Raw genomic sequence first — 20,852 nt, 5'->3', positions numbered from 1 at the left:
TGCTGCAGTGTGATGACCTGAGGGCTTGAACGCAACCAGTCCCACAAAGCAGGGCATATGGTCCAGGTGCGTCCCAGTCGACCGCTGCGATGCACACCACCGGTGCAGCCTGCCGCCCGCATGGGCACCGCCGGCAGAGCGGTTTTCCCCGGAGTCGCGTGCGGTGGGCGAAATCGGCGCTCCGGCGGCCTCCGCGGCCTGGTGCGCCGACGGCACGAGCAGGACCCGGACGCACTCCGGGCTCGCCTGCCGGTGCGACGCCCGCGCCGGCCAAGTGCGCGGCGGCGGGCCTGATCAGCGGCGCGCTGGAGTGACCGTTACGGCGCCTGGCCGGAGCTCGACGCACATCTCATCGCAGCCGATGGCCTCGGTGCACATGCCGAGGCCGTTCCGGCTGTTGCGCGTCCGGCCACCGGAACGCCCTGTCCGCTTCCCGGGATCGCGAGTTGCCAGAAATCCTCGCCTTCTCACATGAAATCTTGCAGAAGACCATTCGATTTTTAACAGAGATGCATCTAGATATTGCGGGCTTATGTCGTAGGGGTTACGGTGCCTTCCGCTGGTGCCCTATGAACTCCCCATGTCCCGAAGCTCAGTTCCCCGCCCCCCCACCTGATCCCCCACCCAACAAGCCCCACCGCATGGCCATACCGCGGACACCTGTCGCGCCGCCCCAGGCGTCGTCGCCTGCCCGCACACCCGCCGGTGGGAGGTTCGGCGTGCCCGGCGTCACCGCACCGCAGTTGTGCGCCGCGTCACTCCTCACCCTCATCAACCGCGGGGCGCCGGAAACGCAGATCCGGCATCCCGTGCCGAAGGGAGCAAGAAGTGTTCCAATCCATGAGAAGGCTGAGACGAGCGGTCGCCGTGGGAGGTGCCGGGGCGTTGCTGGCCTCCGCCGGCGTACTCGCCCTGACGGCAACGCCCGCTGCTGCCGCCTCCACCGCCACCGGCGGCAGCGGCGCGAGCCTGCCGTACGCCGAGGTGCAGGCGGAGAACTCCGCCACCAACGGCGCTGCCATCGGTCCGAGTTATACCCAGGGCCAGCTCGCCGACGAGGCGTCGCGCCGCCAGGCGGTGACTCTGCAGGGCGCCGGCAAGTACGTCACTTTCACCACGCCGGTGGCGACGAACTCGATCGACTTCCGGTACAGCATCCCGGACACCGCGGACGGCTCGGTCTACAGCGCCCCGCTGTCGCTGTACGTCAACGGCACCAAGCAGACGAACTTCAGCCTCACCAACGCTTACAGCTGGTACTACGGCAGCTACCCGTTCACCAACTCCCCGGGCAGCAACCCGCACCACTTCTACGACGAGGTGCACCGGCTGTTCAGCACGACCTATCCGGCCGGCACCACCTTCAAGCTGCAGGTCGACTCCGAGGACACCGCGTCCTCCTACACCATCGACTTCGCGGACTTCGAGAACGTCGGCGCGGCGCTGCCGCAGCCCTCGGGTTCGGTGTCGGTGACCAGCAAGGGCGCGGACCCCAGCGGTGTGGCCGACTCGACCAGCGCTTTCAACGCGGCGATCAGCGCGGCCGGCCCCGGTGGCACGGTGTGGATCCCGCCGGGCTCGTTCAACATCCCCGGCCACATCGCCGTCAACAATGTGACGGTGGCAGGCGCCGGCATGTGGTACTCGACGGTCACCGGTACGGCACCGGGCTTCTACGGCAACTCCGCGCCGACGCCGAGCCAGAACGTGCACCTGCAGAACTTCGCGATCTCCGGCAACGTCCAGGAACGCAACGACGGCGCGCAGGTCAACGGCATCGGCGGCGCGATGAGCAACTCCAGCGTGTCGAGCGTCTGGATCGAGCACATGAAGGTCGGCGCCTGGATGGACGGGCCGATGGACAAACTGACCTTCAGCGGCGTGCGCATCCGGGACACCACCGCGGACGGCATCAACTTCCACGGCGGCGTCACCAACTCCACCGTCACCAACAGCGATCTCCGCAACACCGGTGACGACGGCATCGCGACCTGGGCGGACTCCAGCCTCGGCGCAGACGCCTTCGACACGATCTCCAACAACACCGTGCAACTGCAGATACTGGCCAACGGCATCGCGATCTACGGCGGCCACGACAACACCGTCAGCGGCAACCTGGTACGGGACACCGGTATCGCCCAGGGCGGCGGCATCCACGTCGGGCAGCGCTTCAACTCCACCCCGGTCGGCACCACGAACATCACTGGCAACACGCTGATCCGCAACGGCAGCCTCGACCCGAACTGGCAGTTCGGCGTGGGCTCGCTGTGGTTCGACGCCAGCCAGGGCGCGATCACCGGCCCGATCAACGTGACCAACATGGTGATCCAGCAGAGCCCGTACGAGGCCGTGCAGTGGGTCGAGGGCACGATCAGCGGCGTCAACCTCAGCAACGTCACCATCTCCGGCACCGGCACCTTCGCCCTGCAGGAGCAGACCGGCGGCGCGGCGACGTTCAACAACGTCACGGCGACCGGCGTCGCCACATCGTCGGAGTCGGCGACATCGTCGTCCGCGGCCTACAACTGCGAAGGATCGAACTTCGTGGTGACCGACGGCGGCGGCAACTCCGGCCTCACCGGCTCGTTCTGCGGCCCATGGCCGGCCCCGATCTACCCGCCCTACCAGGACTCGGTCAACGTCAGCCCCTCCGCGCTGGACTTCGGTGCCGTCGCCACGGGTTCGACCAGCGCCGCGCAGAACGTGCTGGTCAACAACCCGACCGGCTCGGCCGTACCCGTCTCCTCCATCACCGTCAGCGGTGACTACGCCCAGACCAGCAACTGCGGATCGTCCATCCCGGCTAACGGCTCCTGCACCGTAAGTGTCACCTTCAGTCCGACCGCGAGCGGTACCCGTACCGGCACCCTGACCGTCAACGCGGGCGGATCGAACAACCCCGTCAGCCTCACCGGCACCGGCACGGCGCCCGGTCCGGTACTGAACGCCAACCCGGCGAGCCTGTCCTTCGCCGGTACGGTCGTCGGCTCGTCGGCCGCCGCGCAGGCGGTGACCATCAGCAACACCGGCACCACCTCGGCGACCGTCTCGGGCGTCTCGGTGACCGGTGACTTCAGCCAGACCAACAACTGCTCCACCATCGCGGTGGGCGCGTCCTGCACGGTCAACGTCACCTTCACCCCGACCTCGGGCGGGACCCGTACCGGCTCCCTGAGCGTCGCCAGCAACGCCAACAACGGCCCCACCACCGTTGCCCTCACCGGCGCGGGCATCGACAGCACCACCAACCTCGCGGCCGGCACGCCGACGTCGGCCAGCTCCAGCAACGGCACGTACGTGCCCGCGAACCTCACCGACGCGGACCCCTCGACCTACTGGGAGAGCGCCAACGGCTCCTTCCCGCAGTGGGCGCAGGTCGACCTCCGCAAGAGCTACAGCGTGGGCAAGGTCGTCCTCAGGCTCCCGCCGTCGACGTCCTGGTCGGCCCGTACCGAGACCCTGTCCCTGCTGGGTTCCACGGACGGTACCAACTTCACCACCATAGTGGGCTCGGCCGGGTACACCTTCGACCCGAACGCCAACAACAACACCGTCACCATCACCTTCAACGCGACCGCCGCGCGGTACGTCCGGGCCAACATCACCGCCAACTCAGGCTGGAACGCGGGCCAGTTGTCGGACTTCGCGGTGTACCCCGCCGCCAGCGGCGGCACGTCATCGGCGACCCTGTCAACCAGCCCGAGCTCGCTGACCTTCGCCAGCCAGACGGTCAACACCAAGAGCACCGCGCAGACCATCACGGTGAGCAACACCGGTACGGCGTCCGCGTCGGTCTCCGGTATTGCCACCACGGGTGACTTCGCGCAGTCCAACAACTGCGGGACGTCGATCGCGGCGGGCGCCTCCTGCGCCGTCAACGTCACCTTCACCCCGACCGCGTCCGGCACCCGGACCGGCAACCTCACCATCACCAGCAACGCGTCGAACAGCCCGACCACGGTCGCGCTGACCGGCACCGGCGCCCCGACGAACACCAACCTGGCGGCGGGCAAGGCCACCAGCGCGTCCAGCTACACCCAGACGTACGTCTCGTCGAACGTGACGGACGGCAACCAGAGCACCTACTGGGAGAGCGCCAACAACGCCCTTCCGCAGTGGGTGCAGGTGGACCTCGGCTCCTCGAACAGCGTCAGCCGGATCGTCCTGCAGCTCCCCGCCAGCTGGGGCGCTCGCAGCCAGACGCTGTCCGTCCTGGGCAGCACCGACAACAGCACCTTCACCACCCTCGTGGCGTCGGCGAGCTACACCTTCGACCCGACCACCAGCAACACCGTCACCATCACCTTCCCGGCCACCACCCAGCGCTACTTGCGGGTGAACGTCACCGCCAACACGGGCTGGCCGGCCGGCCAGCTCTCGGAGTTCCAGGTCTGGCACTCATGATCTGACATCGTACGATCACCGACGGCGCCGCCGGGCGCGCAATATGCGCCCGGCGGCGCCGCCGCGTCCCGGTCGTGGGCGCCGGGCGAGGACGGCCGGCTCCGTGACTCTGCGATCTTCTCGTTCACCACAGCGGAGCGGCCGGACTGTCGGGCGAGGCTCGAACAGCGAATCACCCGTGGCCTCGAACGCAGGCAACCGGAGGCAGATCTCCCCGCCCCGGCCTAAGCCCGGTCATCCTCGCCCGAGAACTTGTCGGGCTCGGAAAGTCATCGCTGCTGCTGGCAGGAGTAGGACATTCTCGGCCGGGACCATGTCCGCGTGATCGTCTCACTGGTGTACAAGGTGGCCCGCAAGCTGTTGTCCGTCCCCGGGGCTATGGTGCGCTGCGACACCGCCAAGGACGCGGAGTCACTCGTGCTCCGGCATGAGAACGCAGTGCCGCGCCGTCAGATCGCCGGCCCGGTCCGCTACGAGTCCGCAGACCGGTTCTGGCAGGCGGCACTGTCCAGCCTGATACCCCGTCACCGCTGTCGGGCAGTCTTCCCGGTCAACTCCCAACACCCTGTCGGCCTGGCATCGCCGACTCATCGCAGCGAAGTGGGACTACACACGCGGCGCGCCCGCACCGGACGACCAACGGCCAGGGCGGCGCTCAGGAAGCTGGTCTTGCGGCTCGCTCGAGAGAACGCACAGTGGGGACACAGGCGGATCCAGGGCGAGCTTCATCTCGCGCCTCCACCTGCCACGCCGACGCGCCTCGGTGGGCCGTGGCGTTACCGGGGCGGCGTGGCAGAAGGAGGCGCGAGGCTTCGGTCAGGGGATGTTCCAGTGCTGGTTGGCGTTGCCGGAGCAGTCCCAGATCTGCAACTGGGTGCCGGGCGTGGTCGACCAGTTCGTGTCGTCCAGGCACTTACCCGAATTCGGATTCAGCAGCGACCCGTTGGCCTGTGGCACCCACACCTGCGCACCGGTGCCGTTGCAGTCGTACAGGTCGACCTTGGTCCCATTCGCCGTGCCCGCGGCATAGACGTCCATGCACTTGCCCAGCACGTGCAACGTGTTGCCGCTGGACACCACCGTCCACTGTTGGGCAGCGGTCCCGTTGCATGTGTACACCTGGATCGGATTGTAGTTCGCGGTGCTCGCGGACTGATCGTCCACGCACAAACCGGCGTATCCGGTGATCGCACCCGTTGCCGTGCCACTACTGCCACCGGTGAACTTGTTGAACGCTACGGTGAAGTCGCCGGTGTTCTGGCTGATGCCGCTGCAACTGGAGGAGGCTGTGGTCTGGCCGGGGCAGCCGCCGTTGTCGCGGCCCTCGGACCAGAAAGAGACCTCGGCGATGCCCTGGGCCGCGGCGTGGGACTCGACGGTGGAGGCGTCGGCGAGCGTGAAGATTTCCCCGGCGCTGTCGTTCTGCCCGATCATGGGGGTCACTCCGAGCATGGCGTACGCCTGGGCGGTGGACTTGCCGTAGACGGAGGCGACCTGGCCGGCCGTCGCGTCCAGGGCCTGGTTGGCGGCGGTGCCCATCTCGGTGCCCGAGGTGCCGTAGTCCATGGCCATGATGTTCACGACATCTGGGGTGAAGCCGTTGCTGCGACCGCTGCTGAGCACGTACTGGCCGTCGGAGGTCAGACCGGAGGGCAGGACCGGGACGGTGTACGAGACCGACAGCGCGCGCCCGTTGCTGCTCGCCCACGAGCGCACCTGGGCGAGGGCCTGGTTGGTGCGGTCGACATCGGTGTGGTTGCTGAGCCCGTTGGATTCGATGTCGAAGTCGAGGTGGGTGACATTGAACGTGGTGACCACGCTCTCGATCTGGGTTGCCGCAGCCGAGGCCGAGGAGCAGGTGTTGCCCAGGTCGGTTCCTCCGCTGTCGCTGCCCCATCCGCCGAAGGAGATCGACACGTCGCCGCCCGCCGCACGCAGGTTCGCGATCTGCGTCTGCCAGCTGGACGTGTTGTACATCGACCACTGACAGTTCGCACCGTCCACGAACGCGAGGGTGAAGAACTTGTTGCCGTAGTTGCTTGCGACGGTGGTCAATGTGGTGTTGCCCATGCCGGCGTCCACATACGGGGCCGATACGTGGGCTGGCCAACTGGTGGCGGCCGAAGCTGACGGCGCCACGGCAATGCCGGCTGCGCCGGCCAGAACGGCCGCGATACCGACGGAGGCCAGGCGTGTTCTTCGGAACATGCCATCGTTCCTTTCGCGTAAAAAGGGCAGGCTGAACACGCAGTCCCCGCGTGCGGTGGCGCTGTTGCCAATCCCGGGAACGGCGCAGGCCTCCAAGAGTGGGCCAACAGCCCGCCGTAGAACAATGGTATAGACCAAAACTTTTACGTTTCTGCCCGCACCCGGCCGTCCCTCGCCGCGAGCTGTTCGCAGCGGTCGATGCGTTGCTGGCGGGTGAACCCAACCTGCCGTCGCCCGATGTCGGTCCCGGCTGCGGAAGGCGGCGGGGGTGCCACAATCCAGGCTGGCGACCGCCGGGTGGCGCGACGTCGACGTACTCCTGGCGGCCACCGCCCGACGCTCCGTCGCGGGCGCTGCCGGCGCTTCGGCAGCCGGAGCCGGCGCGGGTGGGGCCGGTGAACGTCCCCCGGGGCCGCCGGCGGCGCGTCCTGCGCGCCTCCCAGTTCTTCACCGTCTGCACCTTCGTCTGCAGGGCTGCGAAGAAGTGCCTCCGCGCCATGAGCCGACCGCACAAGGCCAGCGTCCTGGCGGGCGTCGTCGACGGCTCGGTTCCGAGGACCCGCCGTCGGCCGCCGGCTCGCGGCCCCCATGGGTACTGGGGACCGCGAGCCGGCGGATAATCTTGGTTCGGTCTGAGGCGCAGGAGCAGACTACGGAACGCTCCAGAGCTGATTGCTGGAGCCGTAGCAGTCCCAGATCTGCAAGCGCGTACCGTTGGCGGAGCTGTTGCCCGTGGCGTCCAGACACCTGCCGGACTGCGGGTTCACCAGCTGGCCGTTGGACTCCTGCTGCCACTTCTGCGCGCCGCTACCGTTGCAGTCGTACAGCTGGACCTGAGTGCCGTTGGCGGTGCCGCCGCTGGTGAGGTCCATGCACTTGCCCAACGCCCGGATGGAGCCGTCGGTCTGGAGCGTCCAGCTCTGCGCGGCGGTACCGTTGCAGTTGTACAGCTGCACGGCGGTGCCGTTCGCGGTGTTGGCGCCGTTCACGTCGACGCACTGGCCGCCGATTCCGGTGATTTGGCCGGTCGCGGCGGAGGACGGGTAGGCGGGGCGGTAGACGTGCACGTAGTCCACGGTCATCTTCGCGGGGAACGGGGTGCTACTGTCCGGGTTGCCGGGCCAGTTGCCGCCGACGGCCAGGTTGAGCAGCAGGAAGAACGGGTGGTCGAAGACCCAGCCGGAGCCCGCGTTGGCCTTGTACTGGGTGTCGTAGATCTGCCCGTCGACTGAGAACGAAACGTGGTCCGGATACCAGTCCGCGGCGAAGATGTGGAAGCCGTCGCAGAATCGTGCGTTGTTGGCCAGGCTGTATGTGCTTGTGGTGTTGTAGTTGTTTGGACCGTGCAGACTGCCGTGGACACTGCCCGGCTGGCTGCCGATGTTCTCCATCGTGTCGATCTCCCCGGAGGTCGGCCAACCGACACTGCCGATGTTGTCGCCGAGCGCCCAGAACGCCGGCCACATGCCCTGTCCGCACGGGATCTGGACGCGCGACTCGAACCTGCCGTAGCTCTGGGCGAAATGCCCTGAGGTCTGCAGACGCGCGGAGGTGTAGCCGCAGGTGCCGTACCAGCACTGGTAACCCGAGGCGTCGTCATTGCGCCCCGTGATGACCAGGTTGCCGGCGCCGTCCAGGTAGGAGTTGCGGCGGCTGTTGGTGTAGTACTCCAGTTCCTGGTTGCCCCAGCCTCCGCCCCCTGTGTCGTAGTTCCACTTCGACCCGTCCGGAGCGCCGCCCGCGGCACCGTTGAAGTCGTCGGCCCAGGCGAGTTGCCAGTTGACGCCGGCGTTTCCAGCAGCCGCTGAGGGTTGCGCGGGCAGGGCGAGGAACTGGGCCGCCGCCAGCGCGAGCGCGGCGAGCGCGACCAGTAGCCCGCGTCTGCGAATTCGCACACGAGCGCCGATGGTCGACTCTCCCATGTCGGACCGTCCCTTCAAATCGCCAAGGCTTCTGCCGCTGTTGCGAGTGCGTCCCAAGGTGGCGCCGCACAGGGTGGCTGTCAAGGTCTAGACCAGAAGCTCCTCTTCGTCCATAAGCCTGGTTTGTGGGGCTGGTTACGTTGAGGTGCTCGGGTCATCACACTGCACTCGTTCACCTGAAGGGCGAGTTCTCTATGGGGGGTTGCAGTCGAGGGGGGTCGCCGCAGAGGCTGGTGCTTGCAGCCGATCCCACCACGACCTGCTGTCAGCCTGAGCAGCGGGTCTTCCTGCGGTAGCTGGCGGCCGCAGGCCGATGCTGGTGTTGGACGCGGTGGTGCGGTTGCCGTCGGCGTTATAGCCGTAGGTGTATGTCGTGCTGGGCGTGGTCGGCGACGTGAGGTGGTTGGCGGCGGCGGGGCGGCGCGTGTGCACGACGGTCGGCTGGGCATCCGGTCGATGTGCGTCAGCGGATCGTGGACCAGACCTTGACAGGACGATCGGCTCACTTTTCATCCGCCGTACGTGGCCCTCGTTTCAGGTTCTGGCGCACTTTCCGTGCAATGAGCCCTCCTCGCGGCACAGAGCGCGGCTCTTGGCGGCGTTGCCGCAGGTCAGCGGAAGGGGCTCGGCCCTGTAGGTGCCGAGAATCACGTCCGTGCTGGTCACGCGGCATGTTGGTATTCGTGCAGGACACCGCCGAGGCGGTCGCGTCTCCGGACGTTCAGGTGGGTCAGTCGGGTGGGTTCGGTGATCGGTTCAGGCAGTGGGCGCAGAGGTGCGGCGCCTGCGAGGGTGCGGTGGGGTCGGTGCTGGTTGAAGAACGTCTCGTACTCGCGCAGGGCGTGCAGCAGGTGGGTCCGGTTCCAGATCAGGGTGCGGTCGAGGAGTTCAGTTCTGCACGAGCGGATCCATCGCTCCATGATCGCGTTCATGCGGGGCATCCTTACCCCGGTCCGCACGACCTCGATGCCTTCGTCTGCCAGGACAGCGTCGAAGTCCGCTGGGTAGCGGACGTCGCGGTCCCGGAACAGGTACTTGATCTTCGCCCCGCTGTCCTGGACGTCCACGGCGAGATTCCTTGCGACCTGGGTGACCCATGCCGCGGTCGGATGTGCCGTGGCGCCGAGGATCCTTACGCGGCGGGTGGCGTGCTCGATCACCGCCAGCAGGGTGTGTCAACTTAAGTTGACACCCTCGTCTTCGCCCGTGGGACTCCTGTCCATCCGGATACACGGGCCGACTACCACGCTCCTGAGCGACGTTGTCTACCCACGGATCTTCACCGTCACGCTGTATCGGCCCTCATCGCCGACGCAGCGGCGGGCCTCGCCGCAACTGGTGCGGCGGGCCGTGATGTCTGCTGAGCCGGGCCGGACGGCGCGCAGGGCGACTTCGACAGTGCCGCAGCCTCTGCCCGGGGCACAGGTGTGGGCCGATGTGACCCGCGAGGCGCCGGCGGCGGCCAGGACATCCGGTGTTCTGCTGGTGAGGTCGGACCAGTATGTGCTGTGCAGCGTGACCACCACCGAGGTGCCCACCGTGGCCGAGACGGTGGTGTGGTTCGCGCGCTCATCCAGCCGGAGAGGTGCGGGCGTGGTCCGCGCGGCAGACTGCGCGGCGTCGGCCCCGCAGGCCGAGATGGCGGTGAGAGCCAGGCATACGGCGAAGCAAGGTGCGAAGTGGGCGCGAGGGAGCGCCATGAACGAGACTCCTTCCCGGCAATGTGTGCCGGTGAGACGGTTCCGCCCCAGCAGCGGTTCCCTGCTGGGGCGGAACGTGTCCTGCTGGGCCCGGGCCTGGTGGGGTCAGGAGGCGTTGAGGGCGGTGTCGTCGACCACGAAGCTCGTCTGCAGGCTTGAGTCCTCGGTGCCGGTGAACTTCAGCGTGACCGTCTGACCGGCGTAGCTGGAGAGGTTGAAGGACTTGAGTACATAGCCGCCGGCCGCGTTCAGGTTGGAGTAGGTGGCCAGGGTGGTGGTGCCGACCTGGACGGTCAGCTTGTCGTAGGCCGTGGTCGTGGTGGTCTCGGCGGTGTCGATGTGCAGATAGAAGGAGAAGGTGGCGCTGCACCCGGCGGGGATGGTCACCGACTGGGACAGGGTGTCGGTGTGGGTGCTGCCGTAGCCGTCCAGCCAGGCCTTCCAGCTGCCGGAGTGGGCGGGCTCACTGCCGGAGTTGTCGATCACGCCGCTGCTGGCTGTCCAGGGGGAAGCGGTGCCCGTCTCGAAGCCGGGGTTGCCGAGCTTCTGGCCGGGGCTGGCGCAGCCGCCGCCCGTGCTGCTGACGGTCCAGGTGAACGAGGTGCTGCCGGAGGCGCCCGTGGTGTCGTGGGCGGTGACCGTGACGGAGGAGGTGCCGGCCGTGGTGGCGGTGCCGCTGATCAGGCCGCTGGAGGAGATGCTCAGTCCGGCCGGCAGCCCGGTCGCGGTGTATGTGAGGGTCTGGCCGGAGGCGGAGTCGGAGCCCGTCATCTGCAGGGACACGGCCGTGCCCACGGTGCTGCTCTGGTTCCCGGGGTTGTTGACGGTGACCGTGTTCCCGGTGCTGCCGCCGACGATCGCGTGGCTGATGGCGCACGAGTTGGTGTCGTTGGACCAGCTGGCCTGCTCGGCGAAGGTGCCGGTACCCATCGTGACGTTCGCCGCTCCACCCGTGCTGCCCGGCGATATCCAGGCGCATTCGTCGGCGTTCTCCTGGCCGTTGTAGGAGCTGCCGGTGTGGTTGGTCCAGCCGCCGGCCGGGTTCTGGTCCGACATCATCTCCTGCCACTCGTGGCCGAGCGTCATGGTCCAGCCGTCGAGTGTGCCGGGGGAGTTGACGAACCCGACGCCGCAGCCCGCGCCGGAGTCGATGTTGTACGGCTGGTTGCTGAAGGCGATGTCGCCGTAGCTCGAGGAGACCGCACCGCCGGTCAGCGTGGTGTCACCGTTCCAGTCGTGCCAGGCGCAGTACTGGCCCTGGTAGCTGTCCGGGTTGGTGCCGTGGGGCGACAGGACGACGTAGTACGCGTCGCGGTTGGCGGTGGCCGTGGTGTTGCCGAAGTGGCCGGCCGCCTTCACGGCCTCGGCGCCGAGCTGGTGCCCGGTGGCGGCACTGGGCGAGGCGGCCGAGTTGTCGTACCACGTGCCGGCGAGCACGCCGCCGCTCTGGTAGGGGATGAAGTTGGCATTGGCGGGACAACTGGTGGCGCCCGACGCCACGTTGGGACCGTCGCACCACTGGGTCAGGTCGGCCGACCACAGCTCGTTGCCGGTGCCGATGCCCTTGAACATCTCCTGGGCGACGGGGGCGGCGCCCGCCGAGTCGCCGGAGAAGGTCATGTCTCCGTTGCTGTTGGTGCTCTGAGTGCCCCACTGGGTGCCGTAGAACACCAGGTAGACCTTCGAGTGGCCGCTTTGGACACCGATGCCGTCGACGCCGCCGCCGTAGGACAGCGTCTGCGGTCCGGTCGCTGCGGTGGCGGCCGGATGAGTGGCCGCCCAGGACTTCATCTTGGCGTGCTGCTGCAGGGTCGGCAACACGCCGTGCCGGTAAGGGTGCTGGTAGGCGGGGCTGTAGGGGTTGGCGATGGAGCTGCTCGACGTGTGTGATGCCGTCGGTGCGGCAACCGCCTGGGGCGCGGCGGCCAGCATGCCGCCGGTGATCAGGGCCGCGGCCGACAGCAGGGCGGTGGCCCCGCGGCGGGTGAGCCGTCGGAGCCGGTTGGGTCTCGCGTGGTCGGTGTTCTGCGATCGCAAGAGACTGCCCTCCATGGGGGATCGATGCCGCCAGGTATATGTCAGGAACATGTCAAATGACATGATTCGAGGCGGCGCGTAACCACTGGTACCTGTGGGCTGCGAGTAGCATGTGCTTTGCTGCGAGCTGCCACCCCTGGCAGTGGTGGCTTCGGCGAAACGTAGTGAGCGCCCACTCCAAGGCGCTACCCGCCAATGGCAAAGGCTTGTCCTTGAAGCATGAACTTCTGCAGAATCAACGACCTTGAACGGGAAGGGAGTTGATATACGGGTGCTTCAGGGGGAGTCCGCAGCCGATCAGCTCTAACGTGTGGAGCCACGGATGCGGACGGCGGACCGGTCAACGACCTCACGGCACTGGGCCTGGCGCGCTACGAGGCGCGGGTCCACCTCGCGCTGGTCAGACGCGAGTCGTACACGGCGGCGGAGGTGGCGCGTGAGGCCGATGTGCCGCGCCAACGCGTCTACGACGTACTGGAGGCGCTGGTGCGGCGCCGGCTCTGCGGGTGCCGATTAATCATCCGTCCAGCTCAGGCCGTATGCTGGTACTCGTGCAGAGTCCCGCCGAGTCGATCTCGTCGACGGACCTCGAGGTGTCTGATCTGCCCTGGTTCGGCGATCGGTTCGGGCAGCGAGCGGAGTGGAGCGGGTTGTCCCAGGGACCGGTGGGGCCGGTGCCCGTTGTAATACGACTCGAACTCGCGCAGGGCATGGAGCAGATGGCGCTGGTCCCATATAAGGGTGCGGTCCAGGAGCTCGCGCCGGCAGGTCTGTATCCAGCGCTCCATCACGGAGTTCATCCGCGGCATCTGGATGCCGCTGGTGACGACCTTCAGCCCAGCGTCGGTCAGCACGGCGTCGAAGGCTGCCGTGAACTTGGAATCCCGGTCGCGTATCAGGAATCTGGCTCTGCTGCTCGCGTCCTCCAGGTCCATGACGAGGTTGCGCCCGAGCTTCACCATCGAGTCCGCGGTGGGGTGTGCGGTGGCACCGAGGATCCGGACGCGCCTCGTGGAGTGCTCGATGACGGCGAAGACGTACATCCGTGCTCCGGTCAGGGTGCGGGTCTCGAAGAGGTCGCAGGCGAGCAGCGCTTCGGCCTGGCTGCGCAGGAAGTCGGCCCAGGTGGTGCTCTGCCGTTCGGGCGAGGGTGGGATGCCGTGCGCGCGGAGGATCTCCCAGACCGTGGAGGCGGCGACCTTGATGCCGAGGGCCGCGAGCTCACCGTGGATCCGGCGATACCCCCACGAGCTGTTCTCGCGGGACAGGCGCAGCACCAGGGCGCGAATCGATCGGACGGTGGGCGGGCGCCCGCGGCGCTTTGGCACGCAGGTCGCAGCGTGGCGTCGCTTGAGCAGATTGCGGTGCCAGCGCAGAAGCGTGTCCGGACGTACCAGCAGCAGGAGGTGCCGCAGCTTGTCCATCGGGACGTGGTGGAGCAGGCCGGCGAGGAGAGCCCGGTCGGTGTCGGTGAATACGGGCTTGCCGACCTGGCGCCGCAGGACCAGCAGTTGGTGCCGCAGCGCCAGGATCTCGATGTCCTTATCTCGGTCACTCATCGGCAGCAGGCGTAGGAGCGCGAAGGTGTTGGTCGCGGCGAGATAGGCCAGGCGCAGCAGCACGACAGATCATGATGCCGCCCGTCCCTGGTCAAGGTGAAGAGAGCGGGGCGATCGGTGGGCACAGCCAGAGATCGGTGATCAAGGCCGTCACCTGGGCGGATGATTTATCGGCACCCGCACAGTCCCTGACCCTACTCGGGCAGGGGCCAAGCCCGTGCCACACCCGTCAGTCCGGGCGGATCGCCGGAGTCCGCTTCTGCCGCGCGGTCGCCCGGCGCTCCCTGCCGGTGGCGGACTCCTCGGGCTGGGCCGCTGGCAGGTGTGGCAGCCCTGACGGACCGGCCGGTGCCGACCTCGGCTCGGCCGCCGGTGGGTGCCGCGGCAGCACCATCCGGAGCAACGAGCCGCTCGGCCGCTCGGACACCACGGTGAGGCCACCGCCATGACCCTCGACGATGGCGCGCACGATCGCCAGGCCGAGCCCGGTGCCGGAGCGCCTCGACGACTGCGGCCCGCCGCTCCCGTCGTCCGCCTGCGACCGGGCGAAACCGATACCCCCGTCCTCCACGTCGATCACGGCACCGTCGCGGGTCGCGTGACAGCGCAGCGCGATGGCGTCACCGTCCACGGTGAACTTCACGGCGTTCTCCACCAGGGCGTCGAGGGCGGCCTCGAGCCGTGACTCGTCACCTTCGATCAGGGCGGAGGGCGTGTCCAGGTGCCAGTGACGGTCCGAGGCCGGCCGCCACCGCTGGACCGTTCGCCGCAGGAGAGAGCCCAGGTCGACGGGCCCCCACTCGAACTCGGTGGGCTCATAGGCGTCGGCCAGGACGAGGAGACGCCCGGCGAGGCCGCCGAGTTTGTCCAGCTCGTCCACGACGACGTCGAGGTCCTCCTTGCTCTCCGGGGTCGGCAGCTCGTTGCGGACCATCTCGGCGTAGCAGCGGGCCACCGTGATCGGCGTTCGCATCTCGTGCGAGCAGTTGCGGACGAACAGCTCCTTGACCTCCTGCGCGCGACGCTCCCGCTCGACGAGGCTCTGCATCTTCGCGAGGGCAGCCGCCCGCCGGCGTACGTGCCAGACCATGGTGAGGAACACCAGCGCCATCAGCGGCACTTCGGCGAGTTCGTCCCGGGATGCGTAGCCCTCCGCCACGACCCCGCCCAGCGTCATACCCGTGACCAGGGTGACCACGGTCAGCACGACGGACGTGCGGCGGGCCGACCAGTTCTGGACGCCGTAGACGAGGGACATGCTGATCCACACCAAGTGGAACGCCACGGTCTCGAGGTCGGGCACGACGAAGATCAGCAGCTGGCTGCACGCGGCGAACAGCGCCCAGCCGGCGAAGACGAGCCGCCGGCGCTCAGCCGGCACGGAACGCGTACCCGACATTGCGCACCGTCTCGATGACCGGCTGGGGCACCTTGCCGCGGATCCGGCGGACCGTCACATCGACCACGTTGCTCCCGAGGTCGTCGGCATATCCCCAGACACTCGTGAGGATTTCACGTCGGCTGCACACTTCCCCGGCTCGCCGCATGAGGTGGCCGAGCAGCATGAACTCCCGGTGCGACAGGGGCACGTCCCTCCCGTCCAGGCTGAGCGTCTGCCGCTCGAGATCGAGGGTGACCTCCCCGACGTGCAGCCACCGCTGGGACATGCCGGTGGAGGGCGTACGGAGCCTGGTGCGAACACGCTCCACGAGCTCCGCAGTCGCGAAGGGCTTGCCAAGGAAGTCGACGGCCCCGATCCGCAGGCAACGGACCCGTGTGGCGACGTCCATCACGGCGGACAGGACGAGGACCCGCTGGTCGGGTCGCAGTTCGAAGGCGCGCCGCATCACCTCGAAACCGTCGAACCCCGGCAGCATGAGGTCGAGCACGACCAGGTCGAACTCGCCGTCTTGCAGGCGCCGTACGGCGGCCGGGCCGGACCCCGTGCCGTCGACGACGTGACCGTCCGCCTCCAGCGTGCGCGTGAGGTAGGCACGCAGCCGTGCCTCATCCTCGACGACCAACAGTTGTGCCATGGTGGCTACTACCTCCCCTGCACCGCACTCGACAGTCCCCCCTGGGCTGTCATCTGCGGCTGTCCCCGGACCTTTGTAAATGCCGCACCCGGGGTTGCGCAGCCGATCTCGGATAGTGTCGTGATTCGACCCGGTTTGATGCCTACCGAAGGCGATTGATATCACGTTGAGTAGGTTGACATGCGCACACTGTAATGGTGGGTCCAGTGCACCGGCGTCCCCCACGGGCCGGCCTCTCGACATCCCGTCATGACAGCTGGATGAGAGGCGCGTCATCTTCGCCCCGCGCGCGGCGTCCCGCCGCACAGTTGTCGGGCAGACCCGCGGGGCGCGGCACTGGGGAGGCCGCGGCGGGTCACCAAGGGGAGGGGGAAAGGCGTGTTCATCCAACGCGCGAAGAGATCCACGCTTGGGGCGTGGGCACGGCTCGCCGTCGCGCTGATCATCACCGGGGCGGCGGTGGCGATGTTGATGTGTCTGCCACCGTCGCAGGTCCAGCAGGCGCAGGCGGCGGCTGCCGCCGATGGGCCGAGCAGCCCGACGGACGAGACGAAGGTCCCGCACTACTTCGGCCCGTCGCCGAACTGGGCCAACAGCCCGCTGACCGTGTCGAAGGCCCGTGTGAACATCACGTCCACCACGGGCGCCGGGACCGGTGCCGAGGCGACGGCTACCGTGGACCCGCAGACCGGCGGCATCGCGAGCATCGACGTGACCGCCCCGGGCCACGACTACGTCGCCAGCTCGACGACGGTCACCATCGACGGTGGCACCACACCGGCGACCGCGGAGGCCACCGTCCAGTCGAGCGGGGGTGTGGTCGGCCTCAAGGTCGGCGTGGGCGGCAGTGGCTACGGCGGCTTCGCGGTGGACATCAGCGGCGGCGGCGGGAGCGGTGCCGCCGCAACGGCCTCAGGTGGGGTGGACGCCGTGACGATCACCGAGGGCGGGTCGGGCTACACCATGCCGACGGTGGACTTCGACCTTCCCGACGACCCGAACGGCACCGTGGCCGAGGGCCACGTCGAGCCGGCCGATCTGGCTGCCGACGGCAGCATCACCAAGGTGACCGTCGACGATCCCGGCAGCGGCTACAGCAGCGCACCCGGCGTCGCGATCCACAACGGCACGCTGGCCGACCCGATCCTCGGCGCGACGGAGGCGAAGGCCTCCAGCAGCCTGAAGCTGGTGGCGCTGACCGTGGACAAGGTCGGCTCCGGCTACACCGCAACGCCCGACGTCACGATCACCGACCCGACGGGCAAGCAGGGCGCCGGGGCAACGGCGAACGCGGTGACGGACGTCGGTGCCATCCTTGCCATCAAGGTTACTGACCCGGGGGCCGGTTACCTCACGGCCGGGATGAAGAAGTTCCAGGACGAGCTGCCGGTCACCTGCGACCCCGGTGCGGATGGCACGGGTTGTCCCGACGTCCCCCAGCTGCAGGCGCCGTCGACGAAGCCGTCGGAGAAGTTCATCCCCATGGGTGTGCCGGAGCCCGTCACCACCAGCGCCAAGCCGGCCGACGAATACGTCATCGGTCTCGTGCAGTACCTCACCCGGTTCTCCTCGGACCTGCCGCCGACCCTGGTGCGCGGCTACGTCCAGCTGTCGACGGACGCGGTGCCCGGACGGAAGGTCCCGCTCTACAACGAGCTGATGGACGGCACCAGGCAACCGCTGCCGTACACGGGTGTGACCTCGCCGCAATGGATGGGTCCCCTCATCGCCGCGACCAAGGACCGGCCGGTGCGGATCGTGTTCCGCAACCTGCTGCCGAAGGGCGCCGACGGTGACCTGTTCCTGCCGGTCGACAGCACCGGCATGGGCTCCGGCATGGGCCCGATGGCGATGCCCACACCGAAGAACGACGGCACCGTCATGGACGAGGTGCGCAATCCGACGTGCACGAACGCCAGGACCGGCTGCTTCACGCAGAACCGGGCCACGCTGCACCTGCACGGGGGCATCACGCCGTGGATCAGCGACGGCACCCCCCACCAGTGGATCACCCCGGCCGGCGAGACCACGGACTGGCCGGAGGGGGTCGCCGTGCAGAACGTGCCGGACATGGTGGACAGCAACGGGGCGACGCTCTGCGCCGCGAAGGACGACGGCTGCTCGACGTTCTACTACACCAACCAGCAGAGCGCGCGGCTGATGTTCTACCACGACCACTCCTACGGCATCACCCGGCTGAACGTGTACGCCGGCGAGGCCGCGGGCTACACCATCACCGACGACACCGAGAAGGCGCTCGTCAAGAGCGGTACCATCCCCGACGCGGCCGACACCCTCCCGCTGCTCGTCCAGGACCGCACGTTCGTCCCGGACGACGCACAGCTCAAGGGGCAGAAGGACGCCGACGGCAAGGTCGTCTCCTACGGTCAGGACCCGACCTGGGACACCAAGCGCTGGGGCACCAAGGGCAGCTTCTGGTACCACCACGTCTACATGCCCGCGCAGAACCCGGGCGACCCGTCGGGCATGAGCGCGTACGGGCGCTGGATGTACGGGCCGTGGTTCTGGCCGCCGGCCGGCGACGCCAAGTACGGGCCCATAGCTAACCCTTACTACGACCCGAAGTGCAAGCTGGACGACCCGTCGACCTGGCAGTACCAGACCGACCCGTACTGCGAGCCGGAGCAGATCCCCGGCACGCCGAACATCTCGATGGGCATGGAGCAGTTCAATGACACGCCCATCGTCAACGGGGTCGCCTACCCGAAGGCGACGCTTCAGCCGAAGACCTACCGGATGCGGCTGCTCAACGCCGCGAACGACCGGTTCTTCAACTTCCAGTGGTACACCGCCGACCCGAAACAGGGCGACGGCACGACCGAGGTGGCGCTGAAGCCGAACGAGCTGGAGGCCGCGCAGACCGACCCGAACGTGTCGCCCACCCCGGTGGACGCGAACAACGACGCCGCCGGGCCGGACTGGATCCAGATCGCCAACGAAGGTGGTTTCCTGCCGGCTCCGGCCGTGATCGACGGTCAGCAGCCGACGACCTGGATTACCGACCCGACGCGCTTCGACGTCGGAAACGTGGACAAGCACTCGCTGGCTCTCGCGCCGGCCGAACGGGCGGACGTACTGGTGGACTTCTCGAAGTTCGCCGGAAAGACCCTCATCCTGTACAACGACGCACCCGCGGCCTACCCGGCACGCGTCTCGTCGTACGACTACTACACAGGCGCACCCGACCTCAGCCCGGTCGGCGCACCGAAGATCCTGCCGGGGTACGGGCCTAACACCCGCACCGTGATGCAGGTGACCATCGCGGACACGACGCCGGCTCCGGCGTTCGACCTGGCGAAACTGCGGGCCGCCTTCAAGCACCACGCGGACGGCTCGGGCGTCTTCGAGTCCGGGCAGAACCCGACGATCGTCGGGCAGGCAGCCTACAACTCGGCGTATGGCACGAGCTTTGCCGCCAGCAGCAACTGCAACGTCAAGAACACGTCCGTGAACACCTGTGACGGCCTGGTCCGCGTGAACGACACGTCGACGTTCGGCTTCAACACGCTCAGGTCACCGACCAGCAAGATGGCGATGCCGTTGCAGCCGAAGGCCATCCACGACGAGATGAACGCAACCGCGTTCGACGACTTCGGCCGGATGGAAGCCAACCTCGGCATCGAGGCGCAGCCACCGTCACCGGGTGCCCAGAACGTGACGTTGTACCCGTACGTCAACCCGCAGACCGAACTGATCGACGGCACCGACCTGCCCAAGGGCGACACGAAGGTGACGCCGATAAGAACCAACGCGGACGGGACGCAGATCTGGCGGTTCACCCACAACGGGGTGGACACGCATCCGATCCACTTCCATCTGTACGACGTCCAAGTCCTCAACCGGGTGACCTGGGACAACATCATCATCCCGCCGGACGCCAACGAGCTGGGGTGGAAGGACACGGTGCGGATGAGCCCATTGGAGGACACGATCGTCGCGCTGCGGCCGGTCGTGCCGACGGTACCGTTCGAGGTGCCGAACTCCATCAGGCCACTCAACCCGGCGATGCCACTCGGCGACACGTCGATGTTCAACAGCGTCGATCCGCAGGGCAACCCGACAGCGGCCATCACCAACAAGCTGGTGAACTTCGGCTGGGAGTACGTCATCCACTGCCACATCCTCAGCCACGAGGAGATGGACATGATGCGCCCCGAATCGCTGGTGCTGCCGCCTGCGAAGGCGACCGGCCTTTCTTCCTCCGTCGTGGGCACGGGCAAGAACGCCCGGATCCGGCTGGCGTGGCAGGACAACTCGATCAACGAGACCTCCTTCGTCGTCCAGCGGTCGAGTGACGGAACCACATGGGCCGACGTCGGCACGGTCGCCTCGCCACTGAACAAGCCGAACGTCCATGAGGCCCGCTCCTTCGACGACCCGACGGCATCGGTGACGACGCCGTACCTCTACCGGGTGGTCGCGCTCAACACGGTCGGATACGGCAGCGAGTTCCCGAGCATGACGGTGAAGTCGGTGTCGGACCCGTTCGGCGTCAACGCCCCGCAGTCCCCGACCGGCCTGACCGCCGCGTTGCAGACCGGGACGAAGGTCGGCCTCACCTGGCGCGACAACGCGACCAACGAGTCCGGGTTCGTCGTCGAGCGGTCCACGGACAACGGCGCGACGTTCAGCCAGGTCGGCACGGCCCCGGCCCGCAACAAGACCGGACCGGTCACGTTCGTGGACAGCACCGTCGCACTGGGATCCACCTACCAGTACCGCGTCTCGGCGCTGAACATCGCCGGCCGCGGCACGACGCCTCCCGTCACGGTCATGGTGTCGGCCCCGCCGGTGCCGGCAGGCCCGGGTCGGCGGCAAGGAAAGTATCCAAGTGATCTGGGGTGATGTCTCGGGCGAGTCCGGCTATGCCGTCAGGTGGAGTGACACCAGCACGTTCACCACGTTGGCCGGGACGTCGCCGGGGATTCCCGTCGGGCCCCGGCTCTACAGGACGGGCAAACTAGC

Annotated in this window: 10 protein-coding genes and 4 pseudogenes; 5 read left to right on the top strand and 9 right to left on the bottom strand. The window is 67.9% G+C overall.

Annotated elements, in window-relative coordinates; genetic code table 11:
* Positions 1–840: 840 nt before the first annotated feature.
* From AB0N14_RS29435 to AB0N14_RS29425, 3 genes and pseudogenes are all read left to right on the top strand, one after another.
* Positions 841–4,404, top strand: coding sequence for a choice-of-anchor D domain-containing protein (locus AB0N14_RS29435; protein ID WP_366028731.1), 3,564 nt, complete (start codon positions 841–843; stop codon positions 4,402–4,404).
* 66 nt (positions 4,405–4,470) lie between these two features.
* Positions 4,471–4,632 (top strand): annotated as a pseudogene (locus AB0N14_RS29430) (N-acetyltransferase); the annotation flags it as partial.
* Positions 4,633–4,725: 93 nt separating this feature from the next.
* Positions 4,726–5,130 (top strand): annotated as a pseudogene (locus AB0N14_RS29425) (integrase); the annotation flags it as partial.
* A 90-nt stretch (positions 5,131–5,220) separates the two neighbouring features.
* Here the strand turns inward: AB0N14_RS29425 and AB0N14_RS29420 are convergent.
* The 6 genes and pseudogenes from AB0N14_RS29420 to AB0N14_RS29395 form a co-directional block, all read right to left on the bottom strand.
* Complete coding sequence (locus tag AB0N14_RS29420) at positions 5,221–6,651, bottom strand: ricin-type beta-trefoil lectin domain protein (RefSeq protein WP_366028730.1); 1,431 nt, start codon at positions 6,649–6,651, stop codon at positions 5,221–5,223.
* A 611-nt stretch (positions 6,652–7,262) separates the two neighbouring features.
* Complete coding sequence (locus tag AB0N14_RS29415; protein ID WP_366028729.1) at positions 7,263–8,507, bottom strand: ricin-type beta-trefoil lectin domain protein; 1,245 nt, start codon at positions 8,505–8,507, stop codon at positions 7,263–7,265.
* A gap of 561 nt (positions 8,508–9,068) precedes the next feature.
* On the bottom strand, positions 9,069–9,200 hold the full coding sequence (locus AB0N14_RS29410; RefSeq protein ID WP_366028728.1) for a hypothetical protein: 132 nt from the start codon (positions 9,198–9,200) through the stop codon (positions 9,069–9,071).
* Positions 9,197–9,703 (bottom strand): annotated as a pseudogene (locus AB0N14_RS29405) (integrase core domain-containing protein); the annotation flags it as partial. The gene AB0N14_RS29410 and the pseudogene AB0N14_RS29405, both read right to left, overlap by 4 nt.
* Positions 9,704–9,799: 96 nt before the next feature.
* A complete protein-coding gene (locus tag AB0N14_RS29400) occupies positions 9,800–10,234 on the bottom strand; it encodes a hypothetical protein (protein WP_366028727.1) in 435 nt (144 codons plus the stop codon).
* Positions 10,235–10,339: 105 nt separating this feature from the next.
* Complete coding sequence (locus tag AB0N14_RS29395) at positions 10,340–12,271, bottom strand: putative Ig domain-containing protein (RefSeq protein WP_366028726.1); 1,932 nt, start codon at positions 12,269–12,271, stop codon at positions 10,340–10,342.
* 357 nt (positions 12,272–12,628) lie between these two features.
* Between AB0N14_RS29395 and AB0N14_RS29390 the strand changes: the two are divergent.
* Positions 12,629–12,754 (top strand): annotated as a pseudogene (locus AB0N14_RS29390) (helix-turn-helix domain-containing protein); the annotation flags it as partial.
* Between the two features lie 47 nt (positions 12,755–12,801).
* On the opposite strand, the gene AB0N14_RS29385 reads toward AB0N14_RS29390, so the two are convergent.
* From AB0N14_RS29385 to AB0N14_RS29375, 3 genes are all read right to left on the bottom strand, one after another.
* Entirely contained in the window at positions 12,802–13,893 is a 1,092-nt protein-coding gene (locus AB0N14_RS29385; protein WP_366028725.1) for an integrase core domain-containing protein, read from the bottom strand.
* A gap of 166 nt (positions 13,894–14,059) precedes the next feature.
* Complete coding sequence (locus tag AB0N14_RS29380; protein ID WP_366028724.1) at positions 14,060–15,211, bottom strand: HAMP domain-containing sensor histidine kinase; 1,152 nt, start codon at positions 15,209–15,211, stop codon at positions 14,060–14,062.
* Complete coding sequence (locus AB0N14_RS29375) at positions 15,201–15,866, bottom strand: response regulator transcription factor (RefSeq protein ID WP_366028723.1); 666 nt, start codon at positions 15,864–15,866, stop codon at positions 15,201–15,203. The genes AB0N14_RS29380 and AB0N14_RS29375 overlap by 11 nt, the downstream gene beginning before the upstream one ends.
* A 378-nt stretch (positions 15,867–16,244) precedes the next feature.
* Between AB0N14_RS29375 and AB0N14_RS29370 the strand changes: the two genes are divergently transcribed.
* A complete protein-coding gene (locus AB0N14_RS29370) occupies positions 16,245–20,732 on the top strand; it encodes a multicopper oxidase domain-containing protein (RefSeq protein ID WP_366028722.1) in 4,488 nt (1,495 codons plus the stop codon).
* Positions 20,733–20,852: the final 120 nt, after the last annotated feature.

Source organism: Streptomyces sp. NPDC051104, assembly GCF_040682835.1.
Taxonomy (GTDB): domain Bacteria; phylum Actinomycetota; class Actinomycetes; order Streptomycetales; family Streptomycetaceae; genus Streptomyces; species Streptomyces cynarae.
Note: the sequence above shows the minus strand (reverse complement) of the source record. Positions and strands in the feature narration are given on the sequence as shown.

Excerpts from the sequence above, each read along its gene's own strand:
- AB0N14_RS29435 (WP_366028731.1), top strand. The coding sequence starts at position 841 with ATGAGAAGGCTGAGACGAGCGGTCGCCGTGGGAGGTGCCGGGGCGTTG.
- AB0N14_RS29400 (WP_366028727.1), bottom strand. The coding sequence starts at position 10,234 with ATGGCGCTCCCTCGCGCCCACTTCGCACCTTGCTTCGCCGTATGCCTG.
- AB0N14_RS29375 (WP_366028723.1), bottom strand. The coding sequence starts at position 15,866 with ATGGCACAACTGTTGGTCGTCGAGGATGAGGCACGGCTGCGTGCCTAC.